The sequence below is a fragment of the uncultured Holdemanella sp. genome (genome assembly GCF_958348295.1).
GTDB lineage: Bacteria > Bacillota_I > Bacilli_A > Erysipelotrichales > Erysipelotrichaceae > Holdemanella.
Map to the genome: position 1 here is coordinate 12,635 of NZ_CATVYQ010000012.1, position 16,368 is coordinate 29,002.

Consider the following 16,368-nt stretch of genomic DNA (forward strand, 5'->3'; position numbering starts at 1 on the left):
CCGTACATATATTTTATACCGGAATGGAAGAAACTTAAAGCAGATTTTTTAGATTTTGAAAACGCTTACCAATATGCAAAAAGATGCAACTATCGTTGCACCTCCATGAATTGATGTAATATATTCTCTAAATCTTCCAATGTATTCATTTGTGACATCTCATTCTTAAAGATTCTTGAACTTGGAAGCCCCTTTAAATACCAGCTAGCCAAACCTCGCATTTCACGAATAGCTACCTTTTCACCTTTTGTATCCGCTAAGCCTCTGGCATGATCCATACAAATCTCAATGCGATCTTCCATTGAAAATTCATGTTTCTGACCTGTAATCGAATCCACGCATTCTTGAATCAAAAATGGATTTCCAACAATCCCACGACCTAGCATAACGGCATCACACCCTGTTTCATTCATCATACGATGAAAATCTTCTACACTACGAACATCCCCATTTCCGATAACAGGAATCGACACAGCGTCCTTCACTTGTTTAATATAAGACCAGTCTGCTTTTCCTTCATACATCTGATTACGTGTACGTCCATGTACAGCTACAGCACTAACGCCTACACTCTCCATAGCCTTTGCCATTTCAACACAATTGATATGATATGTATCAAAACCTAAACGCATCTTAACTGTCACTGGTTTATTTACATTTTGGACTATATTTGACACCAATTCTTTGGCATAATCAATATCTTTCATCAAGAAACTTCCAGCCTGTGCTTTAATCACCTTATTTACAGGACACCCCATATTAAAGTCAATAATATCACAATTTGTTTGTGTATCTAAATATTTAGCGGCATATACAACTGTATCAATATCATGTCCAAACAACTGAAAAGATACTGGATGCTCATTTTCATCGATTGCACACATCTGTTTTGTCTTTAAAGAATCATAGTACAATGCCTTGTCACTTACCATTTCGTTACAAACTAAACCAGCACCAAAACGTTTCGCAATTCTACGAAATGCGATATTACTAATACCTGCCATTGGCGCAATGACTACAGGATTATCGATTTCTACATTTCCAATCTTAATCATGCATCTTACTCGCAATCGCTCTTAATTCTTCTTCTGTAAAATGATACGATTCATTACAGAAATTACATGTGATATCACAACCATGTTCTTTATCCGCCATATCTAACACATCTGATTTTTTTATTGTTCCCAAAGCTCTAGCCATACGTACTTTTGAACATGGACAATCATAAGCCACTGGTTGTGTCGTTAAAATCTTGGCATCTTCAAACATGTCATTTGCCAAATCTTCTAAACTTGAATCATCATATTCCTGAATTAAAGTACTCATTGGTTTTAATCCTTCAAGTACATGCTCGCAAATCGAAATATCAGTTTCCGTTGCATCCGGAAGCATTTGTAGAATCATAGCTCCAGCACTGGCAACACGACCATCTGTTCCAATTAAAACTCCACATGATACCGCTGTTGGTGTTTGTTCAGACAAAGTAAAGTAATAGGCAAAATCATCCCCAATTTCACCACTTTGAAGTTCTACAGAACCAGAAAAGTTTTCTTCCATGCTTAAATCTTTTGTAACTGTTAAAGTTCCATCTGTACCTACGACGGTGCCAACATTTAGTTTACCCGGACGAATCAAAACATCCTCTACATGTGGATTTGAAACAAAACCACGAACATTTCCATTCGCATACGCATCTACCACAATTGAACCAATTGGACCATGCCCATTAATTGTGATTGATAACATTTCTTCTTCTGATTTCAACATAGCACCCATCATACTTGCTACAGACAATGTTCTTCCTAAAGCTGCACAAGCACATGGATGTAAATCAAAACGATCTTGCGCTTCCTGTACTAAGTCAGTCGTACGCACAATATATAAACGAACATGCTCATTTAAAACAAGAGCTTTTAATAGCTGATCTTTCATAATATCCTCCGCATATAAAATTCACTAGCACCATTCTACTGAATTCTTGTATCCATTTCAAGCCAAACTAAAAGCCATCAATCGATGGCTTAAGTATGCAATTAATCTTTTTTCTTAGTTAATTCATTGAACGCATCATCCAAATCCTTTTGATCAACGCCAGTTGGAGTTTCTGGAATCTCTGGAACTTGAACTACTTCTTGTTCTGCTTTTTCCTCTTCTTCATTTGTTTCGACATTAGGATCTGTTAATTGTCCATAATTCATTAAATTAGTGATTTCTTCATTTGTTAATGTTTCATGTTCATATAAATTATTCGCAATCAAATCCAACAAATCTTTGTTTTCTGTTAAAATCTTACGACAATTTTCATGACACTCATCCACAATTGCGCGAACTTCTTTATCAATTTCAGCCGCTACACCTGCAGAATAATCACTACCCTTTGTATAATCTCTTCCTAAGAAGACATTTCCTTGAGGATCTGCATATTGGATAGGCCCTAAACTAGACATACCATATACACGAACCATATTCTTGGCAATTTCAGTCAATTTTTCAATATCATTTACAGCACCTGCACTGATTTCTCCAAATTGGATTTCTTCAGCCGTACGACCACCAAGTAAACCTGTGATCTGCGCAATAAATTCAGATTTTCTATGGAAATACTTCTCTTCACGAGGTGTCATCAAGTTATATCCACCTGCATCTCCACGAGGAATAATAGTAACTTTTTGAACCATATCAGCATCTTCAAGCTTCAAACCAATAACGGCATGCCCTGCCTCATGATAAGCCACAAGAATTTTATCCTTTTCTGTATATTTCTTACTCTTTTTCGCAGGTCCCATCATAACACGGTCAATAGCTTCATCTAAATCTGTCATAGTGACCTTAGCTTCATTTTTACGAACCGCTAAAATAGCACCTTCATTCAATACATTTGCCAAATCAGCTCCAGAGAATCCAGGGGTACGTTTTGCCAAATTTGCTAGTGAAACATCACTCGCCAATTTTTTATTACGAGCATGTACATGTAAAATAGCTTCACGGCCCTTAATATCCGGTAAACTAACAGTAACGCGACGATCGAAACGACCACTACGAAGTAATGCAGGGTCTAAAACATCTGGACGGTTTGTAGCTGCAACCACTACAATTCCAGCATTGTCTGTCATACCATCCATTTCAACCAACAATTGGTTCAATGTCTGTTCACGCTCATCGTTTCCACCGCCCATACCAGCTCCACGCTGACGTCCTACGGCATCAATTTCATCAATAAAAATAATACATGGTGCGCTCTTTTGTGCAGTTTTAAACATATCACGTACACGACTTGCACCTGTTCCGACAAACATTTCAACAAAGTCAGAACCAGAAATTGAGAAGAAAGGAACATTGGCTTCTCCAGCTACGGCTTTGGCAAGTAAAGTTTTACCAGTTCCTGGAGGCCCAACCATCAAGATTCCCTTAGGAATGTGTGCTCCCATATCCGTAAATTTCTTTGGTGAACGCAAATAATCAATAATTTCTTTTACTTCTTCTTTTTCTTCTTCACAACCTGCAACATCTTTAAAACGAACTTTTACATTTGATTCAACACGAGCTTTTGATTTCGCAAATTCGAAGGCTTTATTGTTGCCTCCACCACCCATTTTTGCGAACATGAAATAGAAGAATACCGCAATAATTAAGAATGGAATAATTTGAGATAGAATCGAAATCCATACACTACCTTGATTAGGATCTTCTACAGTTAATTTTCCACCATTTCTCTGCAAAGACTTTTCTAATTTTTCAATATTCTTTTCTGTTCTTGGAACAATAACCTTGTATCCAACTGTCTTTGAATTCTGCTCATAAGTTCCTTCCAAATGGATTACAGTGGAACTAATTGTCATGGAACTCTTTTTAAAATCAACTTCATCTACAATTTTCTCAAATTGTGTATAATTCATTTGTACAGTACTGCCCTGTGAACTATAAAAAACTAATGATAATACAATTGATAAAATGAAGATGGTTGGTAAATAATTTAACCACTTCTTCATAATCTTCCTCCTACTGATAAATTTCCGGCTTTAAAACACCAATAAATGGTAAGTTACGATACTTTTGATTGTAATCCAATCCGTATCCAACCACAAATTCATTTGGTACTTCAAAACCAACATAATCCGCTTCGATTTCACAAACACGACGACTTGGTTTGTCTAATAATGTTACACAACGAACATCAAGACACCCTTTATTTTTAAACATTTTCTTAACTTCAACTAAAGTTCTACCCGTATCAATAATATCTTCTACAACCAAAATAGAACGGTTTTTACAAGATAAGTCCATATCCTTTAAAATACGAACATCTCCAATAGATTCTGTTCCATCGTATGAACTAACTGACATAAAATCAATTTCACATGGAAATTCAAAACGCTTGATCAATTCAGCCATAAAAGGAACACTTCCCTTTAATAATCCAACTATAATTGGAGTTTCTCCAGATTCTTTATAATCTTTTTCTATCTGATGTGCTAGTTCTACACAACGATTTTCAATTTCTTCTTCACTTAATAAAACTTTTTCAATATCTTGAGCTATCATATGGTGTTTTCTCCTTAAAGTACTTACACATTGTAACATAAACATTTAATCTAGACCATTTATTTTAAAGTAGAACTGTTGATTTTGTGAATAATGTTTTACATCACATCCAAGTCCTGGCACAAAAATTACATTTCCCACTTTATTTTCCACTACAAGCCAATATTTTCGATGTATCTTACTGATTTTTCGATCCACAAAAAATCGATGTACATTCTTATTTCCAAACCGCATTTGAATTGTATCGTTAACTCTAACACGACGTATCACTAAAGGAAAGTCAGATGCATCTACACTAAACATTTCAATTGTTTTCCCCTCGTTTTTAATTATAAAATCCGGATAATCTTTAACTTCTAATTCATCCAATTTATAATACACATCTTTAGGACTAGGCATAAAATACAACTTACCCCCATGTCTTTCCAATAACCAGTTCTCTATTTCAATTAACACATCTCTTCTTAATTGAACACATAATTCTTCCATATATTTTTTTGAGAAATGATGCTGCAACGTTTGGAATAAAAAAGTATCTAGATATAGCCACGCATCTTTTTGATTTAGTAAGGCATCTACATCGTTATTCCAACCTTTATAAAAATCTTCTATACCCTCTCTTTTGATTTGCCATAGTTCATTCTCATTTTGAATCTTTAAGATCCACGCTTCCTTTTCTTTGCGACTCATCTTCTCGATTTGTGTATGGCGAATCACATTACGCGTATAATGATTCGTCAAATTAGATTCATCAATACCAAAAGACACACCATTCTCATTACAATACTGTTGCAATTCATTCTTTGTAAAACTAAGTAGAGGACGAATGATTTGATATCCATGTCTTATACTTTCTTCTTTTAATCCGTACCAGTCACAAACCATATTTCTTTTCTTCTGAAATAAATATGTTTCAATCACATCATCCATTTGATGAGCAACATATAATATTTTTGTATCGAACTCATCTGCTACTTTTTCAAAAAAAGCATAACGAACATCTCTTGCCCATGCCTGAAAATTTCCTTTCTCATGTACCGGATAACAAACCCGAACAGGAATATCATACTTTCTACAATATTCTTTTACGATATTTTCATCCCTGTCAGCCGTATCTCGATGTTTATAATTTACATGCGCAACAACAATGTCTTTGCCTTGCTTATTCAATTGATCTAATAAAGCCATACTGTCAGGTCCACCTGAACAGGCTACTACACATTTTGACATACGACTATTATAACATCATTTGTAAAACACACTTCTTAATTTTCTCAAACAAATAAGAATCCGGAGCAATATGAGCCTTTACATCAATAACTCTTGCTGAATTGATCCATTTTGCATCATTTAAGAATAATACACTCGATTTATTCAACCCCTCAATCTCTGGTAAACGCATCAAATGACGTTTTCCTGTATGTGATACAGGATCATATGCTTTATGGTACGCACTACTATTTCCACTCATGGGTACCACAAAAATTTTCCCATGTTTCATCGCCAAAACCAAACCAAAATGTTGATAACCTACCTCACTTAAATAAGCTAAGCCAAAATCTGTAAAGCATATGTCACCTACCTTAATATATACCTTGGCTTCTAAACTTGAATACATCTGTTTTCTTTGACAGAAGTTTAATTTCGAAAGCATGTAATCATACACTTCATTTTCATTTAAACCTGATAAAAGTTTTTCTTCAGCAACTCTAGCCTGCGATGTGATTTTTTGTGTGTATTCTGTTGTTTTATTATTTTTCTTTTTTTGCCATTCATTCGGTTCCATAAGTCTCATTTTAACAGTCCAATGTGAAAACAATATTAAAAGTAGGCATTTCAGCCTACTTTTTTAAAAATTTTTCTATATTTTCTTTGAATACGATGCCACAACCCAATCAAAGGATGGAATTTTTCACTGATCATAGCCGATTTTTCAATAAATATTTCCACCGCCAACAAAATAACCACCATAACAAAGAAACCAATATTTCGATTGATCATATACGCAAAGGCACTCAAACCAAATAGCGCCGTTAAACCACACATTATAATAACTGTATTTCGATGTCCAAATTGGCGCATCAACAAATGATGAATATGACTTTTATCAGCTTCCATAAATTTCATACCTTTTAAGGTACGTCTTAAAATTGCAGAAAGTGTATCAATAATAGGTAGCATCAACAATAAAATAGGTAATGCCAAAGTAAGAATCGTACTTGATTTAAAGCCCAGTAACGAGATAGCTGAAATCATAAATCCCAAAAATAAAGATCCACAATCTCCCATAAAAATACTAGCAGGATGGGCATTATAGGCTAAAAAGCCAAATGTTCCTGAAGCCAGAATAAATGCGATACTTAATAAATCTAAACGTCTTTCAATGATTGCGATAGAACCAATGACCACAAGAACAATAACACTCATACCACCAGCCAAGCCATCCAAGCCATCAATCAAGTTTACCGCATTGGTGATACCAGCCACCCAAACAATCGTAAAAACAAATGAAATAATACCCGTATCAATTTGTATACCTAAAGGTAAACGAATAATATCTACAGAAATCCCAAAATAAATCAATACTAAAGCTGCAATGACTTCTAAAGTCAATTTCACCAATGGTTTTATATCAATCAAGTCATCGATCAATCCGGTAAAAAACATAATACTGCTTCCAATTACCAATCCCTTGATTTGTAAATCTGCCTTCACAAATATAGCCATTGTGATAATAAAAGATAAATAAATAGCAACGCCACCAATACGCGAAATTTTTCCATGATGAATTGTTCGCTTATTTTCTTTGGCATAGGCACCACAATATATCGAATATTGCTTCACAATAGGTGTTAAAATCAATGAAATCAAAAATGGCAATAAAATCATTTTATAATCAATCACGCTGACTTTACCCCCTTTAATGCTTCTATCATATCGTATTGTCCACGTTTTGTACAAAGAACTGGACAAGAAATACTTTGAGCAATATATTGTGAAGTACCGTAACAATCGGCTAAACCTCCACTCATTTCTATTCCATGCACTAAAAAATACTCTTGTAAAGAAGCCGGAAGACTATCAAAACAATGTTTTACCCATAAAGAAATCTGCGATGAAACCATTTCAAATGCAGGCCATAATAAACTTGATTCAATTTGAACTTGATGTAGATTTTGTCTTTCATCAAAACCATAACACATCAACAAACTATTTTTTTTATATTTAAAAGCATGGCTTGCCATTTCCTTTAAATGTGCCGCATCCATTTTAGTAATAAAACATCCCGTTTCCATATACACTATCTTTTGAATCTGCTCATCTATTTGAATTCCGGCATAAAAAATTGTTTTAGATACGATAGCTTTATCATATGTACATATATGAATTTCCGTATAAGAATGTCCACTATGCACTAAAAAGCAAGGATTTTCTTCTTGCAAAACCTCTAAATTCGAAATAAGTTCAACCTTACGTACTCCACAATTTAAACACGTCTGCTGCCATTGTTCACGCTGTCTTTGTGTCGCTTCACTTGGTATAATGACCAGTACGCTAGGTCTTAGTAAACTATCATAAGCATGAAGCTGGTCCAATCCCTCATGAATCAAAGGTTCAATCGAATGAAGAATTTGACCATGTGATATTGGATACTGAATTTGAACTGTATCTAAATCCTTGTATAAATAAGCAAGTGCTTGATTTGATACTCCTAAAACTTCAGATCCTTTTTCTGCGATTATTGTCTTCAAAACAACTTGTTTCTGTGTAGAAAAATCATAAAACCGTGCTGAATACGCCCCAATATCAAGGGCAATCCATTTATCAAGCAAAGCCATTATAGATTGTTAATTGTAGAATCGCCTGACTTGATACATACGCAAGACAAAGCGATAAAAGAAACATTAAAATCTGCACTTTCTTAGGATTTTTTACACTACAAATCTTTTCAAACTGAATACTTGAAATCGCATAAAAACTTAAACCAAAACATGCAAAGAAAACTAAATAAGAAATTACAGAAGCTGCCATACTAGCCTCCTACATGTACAATTTCTACAAAATCGTACTTTTCTTTTAGCTGCTCATATGCACTTGAAATCACATCTTCATCTACACTGAACCCTAACATACTAGAACCAGAACCCGACATCAAAATTCGCACCAAACCTGCATCTTCCATATCCATTTTCACTTGATTTAATTCCGGTTCAATCTCAAATGCGATAGGTTCTAATGCATTAGCCATAGTTTGATATAAAAGATCCATATTTTTTTCACGAATACTTGATTCTACTAAATCCACATCCGGATGAAACGGACGAGATTCTTTCCACTTTGAAAAAGCATTGGCCGTAGAAATTCCAAACTTTGGCTTTACAACCACAACATCAAATTTCCAATCACTATCAATTGGCATAATTTTCTCACCAATTCCTTTTACTCTAGCCCATTTATCATGAATACAAAAAGGAACATCTGCTCCCACTTGTTTTGTGATTTCATATAAATTTTCTTCTGTTTCTTCAATACCTTCCATTTTTAAAATAGCTTTACATACTGCTGCTGCATCAGCACTTCCACCACCAAGTCCAGCCTGCGCAGGAATATGTTTTTTAATAGATACTTTAAAACAAGAATACAAATGATATGTATCTTTTAAAACCTGAATCATTTTAGAAACTGTATTATTCTCTGGTAATTTCATACCTTCACAGATAACTTCATCAACTTCATTTTTCTCAACATCAATTTCATCAGAAATTGAAATAGGTGCCATAATCATATCTAAAGAATGATATCCATTATCCATTCTTTCTACGACATCCAATGCTAAATTAATTTTTGCCCTTGCCTCTACTTGCATAAGTCACCTCATATAATCGAATAAAATCTTCTAGTGTACACTGTTGTGCACGTGTACTTGGCTCTATATTTACTTGTTCTAACAACTCTTTTGCGAGAGCTTTATCACTCACAAAATTCTGAAAATTATTATATATCGTCTTTCTTCTTTGCGTAAAACAAGCTTTCACTAAATCAAAGAAATAATTCTCATCTTCTAAATGATATTTATGATGAAAAGAAAACTGAATAACCATAGAATCTACATTCGGACTTGGCCAGAACACTCTACGTGATACATCCATTACTTTTTTTACATCACAACGATATTGTGTAATCACACTCAGCGCATTATATTCTTTATCATTTTCATGTGCCAAGAAACGTTCTCCCACTTCTTTTTGCATCATAACTGTAATTCTTTCAATCTCTTCATTTGCCTCAAACAACTTAAATAAAATTGGCGTTGTGATGTAGTAAGGAAGATTTGATGCGAACACAACCTTTTGTCCAGGTTTTCTGAATTCACGAATCTTTTCATCAATATCCACCTTTAAAATGTCTTCCAATACAATCTGAAGATGATCAAAACCAATTTCATTCTCTAATACAACTGGTAATCTTTCATCAATTTCAAAAGCTACAACCCGATCACTTTTTTCACATAAAAACTGCGTTAAAGCTCCAATTCCTGGACCAATCTCAAAAACCAATTCGTCCCTGGATTGAATAGCAGCATTCGCAATTTTTTCGACAACACCAGGTTCAATAATAAAATTTTGTCCAAAGCTTTTCTTTGTGAAAACATTATACTTTTCTTGAATCTCTTTTGTTTTCTTTACTGTTGCGATTGCCTGTTTCATGAAAGACTCCTCTCAATTATCTCTTCTTTTTTCACATTCATCTGATTTAAACGCTTAAAACACGTTTTCGCATTACAAGGCCCTACATGGAAATCCTCACATACTTTAAAACGCAAATCTTTATTTCCTACTAAACCTAAGTCAATAAAATCTTGCCAGCTCAATACTTCTTCTTTATTTTCAAACGTTACATAATTACATAAAGCATGCCACAAATCTTCTTTACTTGCATGCTCTACACCTACTTTTTTTGGTGTCTTTGCCTTTTCCTTATTAATAAACGCATGTTTACATCCGCTAACACTACCACTAATTAGTCTACGAATATGTTCTCCTGGTGTGTCTGGATCCGTAAAGATAATGACACCTCTAGTCTTTTGAGCTTGTCTTACACGCTCAATCGTTTTTTCATTGACCTGATCTCCACCTGTCTCTATCGTGTCACAATCAAAAAAAGACTGCAACGTATTTGTGTCATTTTTTCCTTCAACGACAATAATTTCCTTAATATGTTGTTTCATTTGTCCCCACCACATGTTTCGATGTAAAACCAGCTCCATGTACCTGATGCACATCATTCACTATAATAAAAGCTTTTGGATCAATCTCTAAGACACTTGATTCTAATAATGGATATTGTTTCTGCTTAATAACACACATCAACACAGGTTTAGGTGCTTGTGTATATCCTCCACTTCCATCTAGAATCGTTACACCACGATCCACTGTCTCTAATAAAATACGACGAATTTGTTTCCATTCCGTTGATATAATCATAACATTTTTTGCGGACTGCATACCAAGCATTACCGTTTTATCAATAGCCACACCACAAACAAATACAGACATAATACCAATCAAAGCTGGAGTTAAACCGTGTGTTACAACACCTAATAAAACCGTTAAGCCATCCACGATCATTACACTTGTTCCTTCAGGAATTTTCAAATACTTATGTAAGACCAAAGCTAAAATGTCCATACCACCCGTACTTGAATTCACTCTAAATACCAATCCTAAACCAATACCTACAATGACACCGGCATAGATTGTAGCCACATAAGGAGGCATCACAAATGTATCTTTAGGAAACATCGCAGCAACCTGGGATAAACTTGTCACAAAGATTGGATATACAATTGTAGAAATTACGGATTTCATCGCAAATTGTTTCCCTAATAAAAGTGCACCCAATATAAATAATCCAATTGTCAAAGCATCAATCATTAAGACGGTATCAACTGGAAGGATTGGATGTAATGCGACAGCCACACCAGCAACACCACCCGTTAATATATTATTAGGAAGTATAAAAAAGGAAACCGAACATGCAACTACAAAGTTTCCAAGTATAATCATTATAAAGTCATGTATTTTATTCTTACTCATATGTATACCTCTTCTAGCCTACATGATTATAGCATTTTTTTCTTATTTCGTTTTTAAAAATATTACTTGCATAAAAGAAACTTTATCCGTATAATAGTCCGGGTTATATAAGTTCATGATATGGTTGAACGTTCATACCTACTACCGAAAACAGTAGACTATAGCCTTCAAATAGGAGGAAAATAAAATGCAATACGATATCATTATTATTGGTGCTGGGCCTGGAGGAATCTTCTCTGCCTACGAATTACTTAAAAACAAACCTGAATTAAAAATTGGTGTATTTGAAGCGGGTGCTCCATTAGAAAAAAGAAAATGTCCAATCGATGGAAAGAAAATCAAATCATGTATTCACTGTAAATCATGTGCTATCATGAATGGTTTTGGTGGAGCCGGAGCATTCAGTGATGGAAAATATAATATCACAAATGAATTTGGTGGAAACCTATATGAATATGTAGGTGAACAAGAAGCTATCGATTTAATGGAGTATGTTGATGAAATCAACTGCAAGATGGGTGGAGCAAAAACGCGTTTATACGCAAATTCAGATGCAGCTATCGCTAAAAAATGTCTTCAAAATGATCTTCACTTATTGAAGGCAAAAGTACGTCACTTAGGAACAGATATTAACTATGTTGTACTTGAAAATCTATACAATGATTTAAAAGACAAAGCCGAATTCCATTTCTTTAAACACATCGATATGGTAAATAAAATTGAAGATGGATATGAAGTAGTTTGTGGTGATGAAACATATACATCTGCACAATGTATCATCTCTACAGGTCGTTCAGGAAGTAAATGGATGGAATCTGTATGTTCAAATCTAGGTATTGAAACAAAAAGTGATCGTGTAGACATTGGTGTTCGTGTTGAATTAAATGCCGATACATTCTCAGAATTAACAGACTCATTATATGAATCAAAAATCGTATATCGTTCAAAAAAATATCAAGACCGTGTTCGTACATTCTGTATGAATCCTAGAGGTGTTGTCGTAAACGAAAACACAAACGGAATCATAACTGTAAATGGTCACAGTTATGAAGATCCTGCTCGTTTCACAAGCAACACAAACTTTGCCCTATTAGTATCAAATCATTTCACAGAACCATTCTCACAAAGTAACCAATATGGTGAAAGTATTGCCCGTCTATCAAACATGTTAGGTGGTGGCGTTATCGTTCAACGTTTTGGTGATTTGATTCGTGGACAACGCTCAACTCCAAGCCGTATTGCACAAGGATTCGTAACTCCTACATTGAAGGCTACGCCAGGAGACTTATCTCTAGTTATTCCAAAACGTCAATTAGATGACATTATAGAAATGATTTATGCCCTTGATAAAGTATGTCCATCAACAGCTAGTGATGATACATTACTATATGGTGTCGAAGTTAAGTTCTACAATATGCAAGTCAAAGTAGACAAGAACTTAGAAACAAAACACAAAGGACTATTCGTTATCGGAGACTGTTCAGGTGTAACACACTCATTAAGTCATGCCAGTGCATCAGGTGTATATGTCGCAAGACACATTACAGAAAATCTATAATAAGACACAAAGGGGCTGTAACGAAATGAATTAATTTCGTTACAGCTTTTTCTTATGTAAAATTCGTAAAAATAAAAGAACGCTCCGGGAATCGAACCCTCAGCGTTCAGTGATATACTCTTTTTGTTCAGGAAAGAGGTATATCATATGAATCATTTTACGACTCATCAGTCGTTTTTTCTAGTTCCTCTAAGTACATATGATGAGGAATTTAAGAAAATCGATCAATTTCTAAAAATATTGGATAAATCCAATATAGATTCTATAATAGAATCTAGTTATTCAAAATGTTCTGAAAGCGGAAGAAAAAGCTATAATCCCTATCATCTTTTTTCTATGATTAGTTATTGCTTTGCCAAAAGTAGATCTTCATTAAGAGAAATGGAAGATATGTGCAGATACGACATACGTGTCATGTATCTTATGGATAATCAAACACCGAGCCATAAAACTATCGGTGAATTCATTAATGAAGTCATTGTTCCAAATCATCATCTATTATTTGCACGTATTACAGACACCATAATTGAAGAGTATAATCTTGATATATCTGATCAGTATTTAGATGGCACTAAATTAGAAGCTAATGCGAACAAATATAAATTTGTCTGGAAACCTGTAAAATATCACAAATCTCTAGATAAAAAAATCAGACTATATTTGGATAAAATAGGAATCTATATCAATCAAAAAGAGTATATTAAATCTTATCAATTCTATAATTATATAAATGATTACGCCAACTTAAAAAATATAAATATTGAAACTATACCATCAGGACGCGGAAAAAAATTATCGTTAGAACAAAGACTGTGTAAGGAAGGCTATAAGTATTTATTGAAACTTATAGAATACGAAGAAAAGGAATCTATTTGCGGAGATAACAGAAATTCATATTATAAAACAGATCATGATGCTACGGCTATGGCCTTGAAAACAGATTATTACTCTGGACATGGCACAAACATGCATGCAGCTTATAATGTGCAGATTCTGGTGTCTAGTGGAATAATCACATATTACGATATCTTTCAAGACAGAACAGATTATTACACTTTAATCCCAATGTTAGATGGATATTATAAGTATTATGGAAAATATCCTAAAAATCTATGCGCAGATTCCGGATATGGTATATATAGTAATTATCAATATCTTGATAAGCATAACATTGGAAACTACGTAAAATTTCTTACTTGGAATGGTGAATCAAGTGGAAAGAATCCACAAAAATTTTTCTCTGACGGAAATACATTTTTGTGTCTGAACAAATGTGCGGGAATAAAAATTCCATTTGATAAGAATCATCATCAAAGATATAAAGATGGCATATTATATCAGTTTGAAGGTTGTGAAGAATGTGGATATGCATACAAATGTAAAGAACATCTAAAAAATAAATCTGGAAATTCCCGTACAATGGAACTGATTCCAAAATATGAATTTTATAAAAATGAAGCAAGAATTAATCTACTTAGTCGTAAAGGAATAGAAATTCGAGTTAATCGTAGCATTCAGGTTGAAGGTACATTTGGTCAAATAAAAGAAAATATGGATTATATCAGAATACGACGAAGAGGAATAAACAAAGTTGTAACAGAAATAATGCTTGTATGCCTAGGAAGAAACATACGTAAAATATTTGCAATGATAAAATCCAAAAAGACTTCTGATAAATATTGGATAGCAAGTCCAAATTTAGAAGCTGAAACATTTAAAACCGTTAAACTTAAAAAAACAAAAAAGCTGTAACGAAATTAATTCATTTCGTTACAGCCCCTTTTTTTCAATTATTCAAACATTTTTTTCAAGTCAAACAAATGTATATTTTTATCTTCAATCATATTTTCATTGAATCCTTCTTTCGAAAAGATATAATATACTCTTTTTAATTTGTCTGGAAAAATAGAGGCGCTCTCTTTTAGATGTTCATACATATCCTTTGTATATTTTTTATTTCGATATTTACAATCCATCACCAACAAATATTCTTTAGTACTTGTGATACCATCTATTTCAATCGATCTGCTTAATTTTGAATTATCAACCTTATAATTCTGTATATGTGGAAAAATGTCTTCTAATTCACCTTTTTCATTTAACATATCCATATATAAAATCGATAAATTCTCAAATTCAAACGAAAGAAATGAATCTAATTTTTCTTTATTTCGTTCAAACACAAGATTACCATTTATTTTTATCTTCTCCTGATTTTCAAAAATTAAGGTATACCACAATTTCAACATCGAATCCGATATATCATAATATATCGTTCGCTTATTTCCATTATACATATTCTTTTTCTCTACAATTTCACTCTTTATCAATGTTGAAATATATTTAGAGACTTTAGCCTCTGCCTCATGAATATCTTCACTAATCGTTTTTATTGTACGATTTCGCTTTGAGATTGATACTAATATTGAATTATATACATCTTGTACATTCGTTGAATTTGATAGAAGTTGATCTGGCAAATTAAAAAATGTTCCAAACTCATTAAACAATAAGTATTGAATATTTTCATAAAATGTTTTTGTATGATCAATTGTCGATAAATAATATGGATATCCCGACATTAAACACAAATAATTAGCTTGACTTTCAACATCCTCCATCATCACAAATTCCTTTGCGTCCATAAAATTCATTTTTTTGATTTCCATCTCAAAAGTACGTCTTTTATATAGTGGACTCGCATGATTCTGTATTTCTCTTTGCAAAAATCCTATATCACTTCCCGATAAGATGACCATCATATTATCACTCGCATGATCAATAAACTCTTGTAAAACGGAAGAGAAACTAGAATCTTGACTTACTATATACGGATACTCATCTATAACCAACACAAAACGCTCATTCTTTGTGTATTCTTGAATCGATTTAAAGGCATGTTGCCAACTCGCAAAAACAAATGTATCTGGTAGATTCAACAAATGATCCACTTCATAAGAAAAAGATTTTAAATTTCCATAACTATTATCTTGCTTAGCCTGAAACAATATACCCTTTTTACCCTTTAAAAATTCATTCAATATGGACGATTTCCCTATTCGTCTTCTTCCATACAATACACCAAATTCTTTTCTGTTACTTTTATATCGGCTATTTAATGCATCTAATTCCTTTTTTCTACCAACAAACATAGATCCTCCGCTTTATTAA

Annotated in this window: 16 protein-coding genes and 1 riboswitch; of the genes, 2 read left to right on the forward strand and 14 right to left on the reverse strand. The window is 33.6% G+C overall.

Annotated elements, in window-relative coordinates:
- Positions 1-89 precede the first annotated feature (89 nt).
- The 13 genes from dusB to Q3907_RS03640 all read right to left on the reverse strand — a co-directional run bounded on the left by dusB (position 90) and on the right by Q3907_RS03640 (position 11,639).
- Positions 90-1,055, reverse strand: coding sequence for a tRNA dihydrouridine synthase DusB (gene dusB, locus Q3907_RS03580; RefSeq protein WP_295643111.1), 966 nt, complete (start codon positions 1,053-1,055; stop codon positions 90-92).
- Positions 1,048-1,932 (reverse strand): Hsp33 family molecular chaperone HslO, encoded by an 885-nt coding sequence (gene hslO, locus Q3907_RS03585; protein WP_301897273.1) that lies wholly within the window; start codon positions 1,930-1,932, stop codon positions 1,048-1,050. Before hslO ends, dusB begins: the two co-directional genes overlap by 8 nt.
- Before the next feature lie 101 nt (positions 1,933-2,033).
- Positions 2,034-3,989 (reverse strand): ATP-dependent zinc metalloprotease FtsH, encoded by a 1,956-nt coding sequence (ftsH, locus tag Q3907_RS03590; RefSeq protein WP_301897274.1) that lies wholly within the window; start codon positions 3,987-3,989, stop codon positions 2,034-2,036.
- A 10-nt stretch (positions 3,990-3,999) separates the two neighbouring features.
- On the reverse strand, positions 4,000-4,542 hold the full coding sequence (gene hpt, locus Q3907_RS03595; protein ID WP_295643103.1) for a hypoxanthine phosphoribosyltransferase: 543 nt from the start codon (positions 4,540-4,542) through the stop codon (positions 4,000-4,002).
- Between the two features lie 45 nt (positions 4,543-4,587).
- Entirely contained in the window at positions 4,588-5,772 is a 1,185-nt protein-coding gene (tilS, locus tag Q3907_RS03600) for a tRNA lysidine(34) synthetase TilS (RefSeq protein ID WP_301897275.1), read from the reverse strand.
- Positions 5,773-5,779: 7 nt separating this feature from the next.
- A complete protein-coding gene (locus tag Q3907_RS03605; RefSeq protein WP_295561081.1) occupies positions 5,780-6,328 on the reverse strand; it encodes a hypothetical protein in 549 nt (182 codons plus the stop codon).
- Positions 6,329-6,378: 50 nt separating this feature from the next.
- Entirely contained in the window at positions 6,379-7,446 is a 1,068-nt protein-coding gene (locus Q3907_RS03610) for an MraY family glycosyltransferase (protein ID WP_301897276.1), read from the reverse strand.
- A complete protein-coding gene (locus Q3907_RS03615; protein WP_295643092.1) occupies positions 7,443-8,381 on the reverse strand; it encodes a rod shape-determining protein in 939 nt (312 codons plus the stop codon). The genes Q3907_RS03610 and Q3907_RS03615 overlap by 4 nt, the downstream gene beginning before the upstream one ends.
- A complete protein-coding gene (locus Q3907_RS03620; protein ID WP_295561076.1) occupies positions 8,368-8,574 on the reverse strand; it encodes a DUF1146 domain-containing protein in 207 nt (68 codons plus the stop codon). The genes Q3907_RS03615 and Q3907_RS03620 overlap by 14 nt, the downstream gene beginning before the upstream one ends.
- A 1-nt stretch (position 8,575) precedes the next feature.
- On the reverse strand, positions 8,576-9,409 hold the full coding sequence (ispE, locus tag Q3907_RS03625) for a 4-(cytidine 5'-diphospho)-2-C-methyl-D-erythritol kinase (RefSeq protein ID WP_295643089.1): 834 nt from the start codon (positions 9,407-9,409) through the stop codon (positions 8,576-8,578).
- Positions 9,381-10,250, reverse strand: a complete 870-nt coding sequence (gene rsmA, locus Q3907_RS03630) for a 16S rRNA (adenine(1518)-N(6)/adenine(1519)-N(6))-dimethyltransferase RsmA (protein WP_301897277.1) — start codon at positions 10,248-10,250, stop codon at positions 9,381-9,383. The genes ispE and rsmA overlap by 29 nt, the downstream gene beginning before the upstream one ends.
- Entirely contained in the window at positions 10,247-10,771 is a 525-nt protein-coding gene (gene rnmV, locus Q3907_RS03635) for a ribonuclease M5 (RefSeq protein WP_295643083.1), read from the reverse strand. The genes rsmA and rnmV overlap by 4 nt, the downstream gene beginning before the upstream one ends.
- A complete protein-coding gene (locus Q3907_RS03640) occupies positions 10,755-11,639 on the reverse strand; it encodes a YitT family protein (protein WP_301897278.1) in 885 nt (294 codons plus the stop codon). Before Q3907_RS03640 ends, rnmV begins: the two co-directional genes overlap by 17 nt.
- An 83-nt stretch (positions 11,640-11,722) precedes the next feature.
- A riboswitch (purine riboswitch) is annotated at positions 11,723-11,820 on the forward strand.
- Positions 11,821-11,826: 6 nt separating this feature from the next.
- Between Q3907_RS03640 and Q3907_RS03645 the strand changes: the two genes are divergently transcribed.
- The gene (locus Q3907_RS03645) at positions 11,827-13,197 is read left to right on the forward strand and encodes an NAD(P)/FAD-dependent oxidoreductase (protein WP_301897279.1); all 1,371 of its coding nucleotides are present in this window, start codon (positions 11,827-11,829) and stop codon (positions 13,195-13,197) included.
- 147 nt (positions 13,198-13,344) lie between these two features.
- Positions 13,345-14,949, forward strand: coding sequence for a transposase (locus Q3907_RS03650; protein ID WP_301897280.1), 1,605 nt, complete (start codon positions 13,345-13,347; stop codon positions 14,947-14,949).
- A 38-nt stretch (positions 14,950-14,987) separates the two neighbouring features.
- Here the strand turns inward: Q3907_RS03650 and Q3907_RS03655 are convergent, their stop codons facing one another.
- Complete coding sequence (locus Q3907_RS03655) at positions 14,988-16,349, reverse strand: ATP-binding protein (RefSeq protein WP_295758515.1); 1,362 nt, start codon at positions 16,347-16,349, stop codon at positions 14,988-14,990.
- Positions 16,350-16,368: the final 19 nt, after the last annotated feature.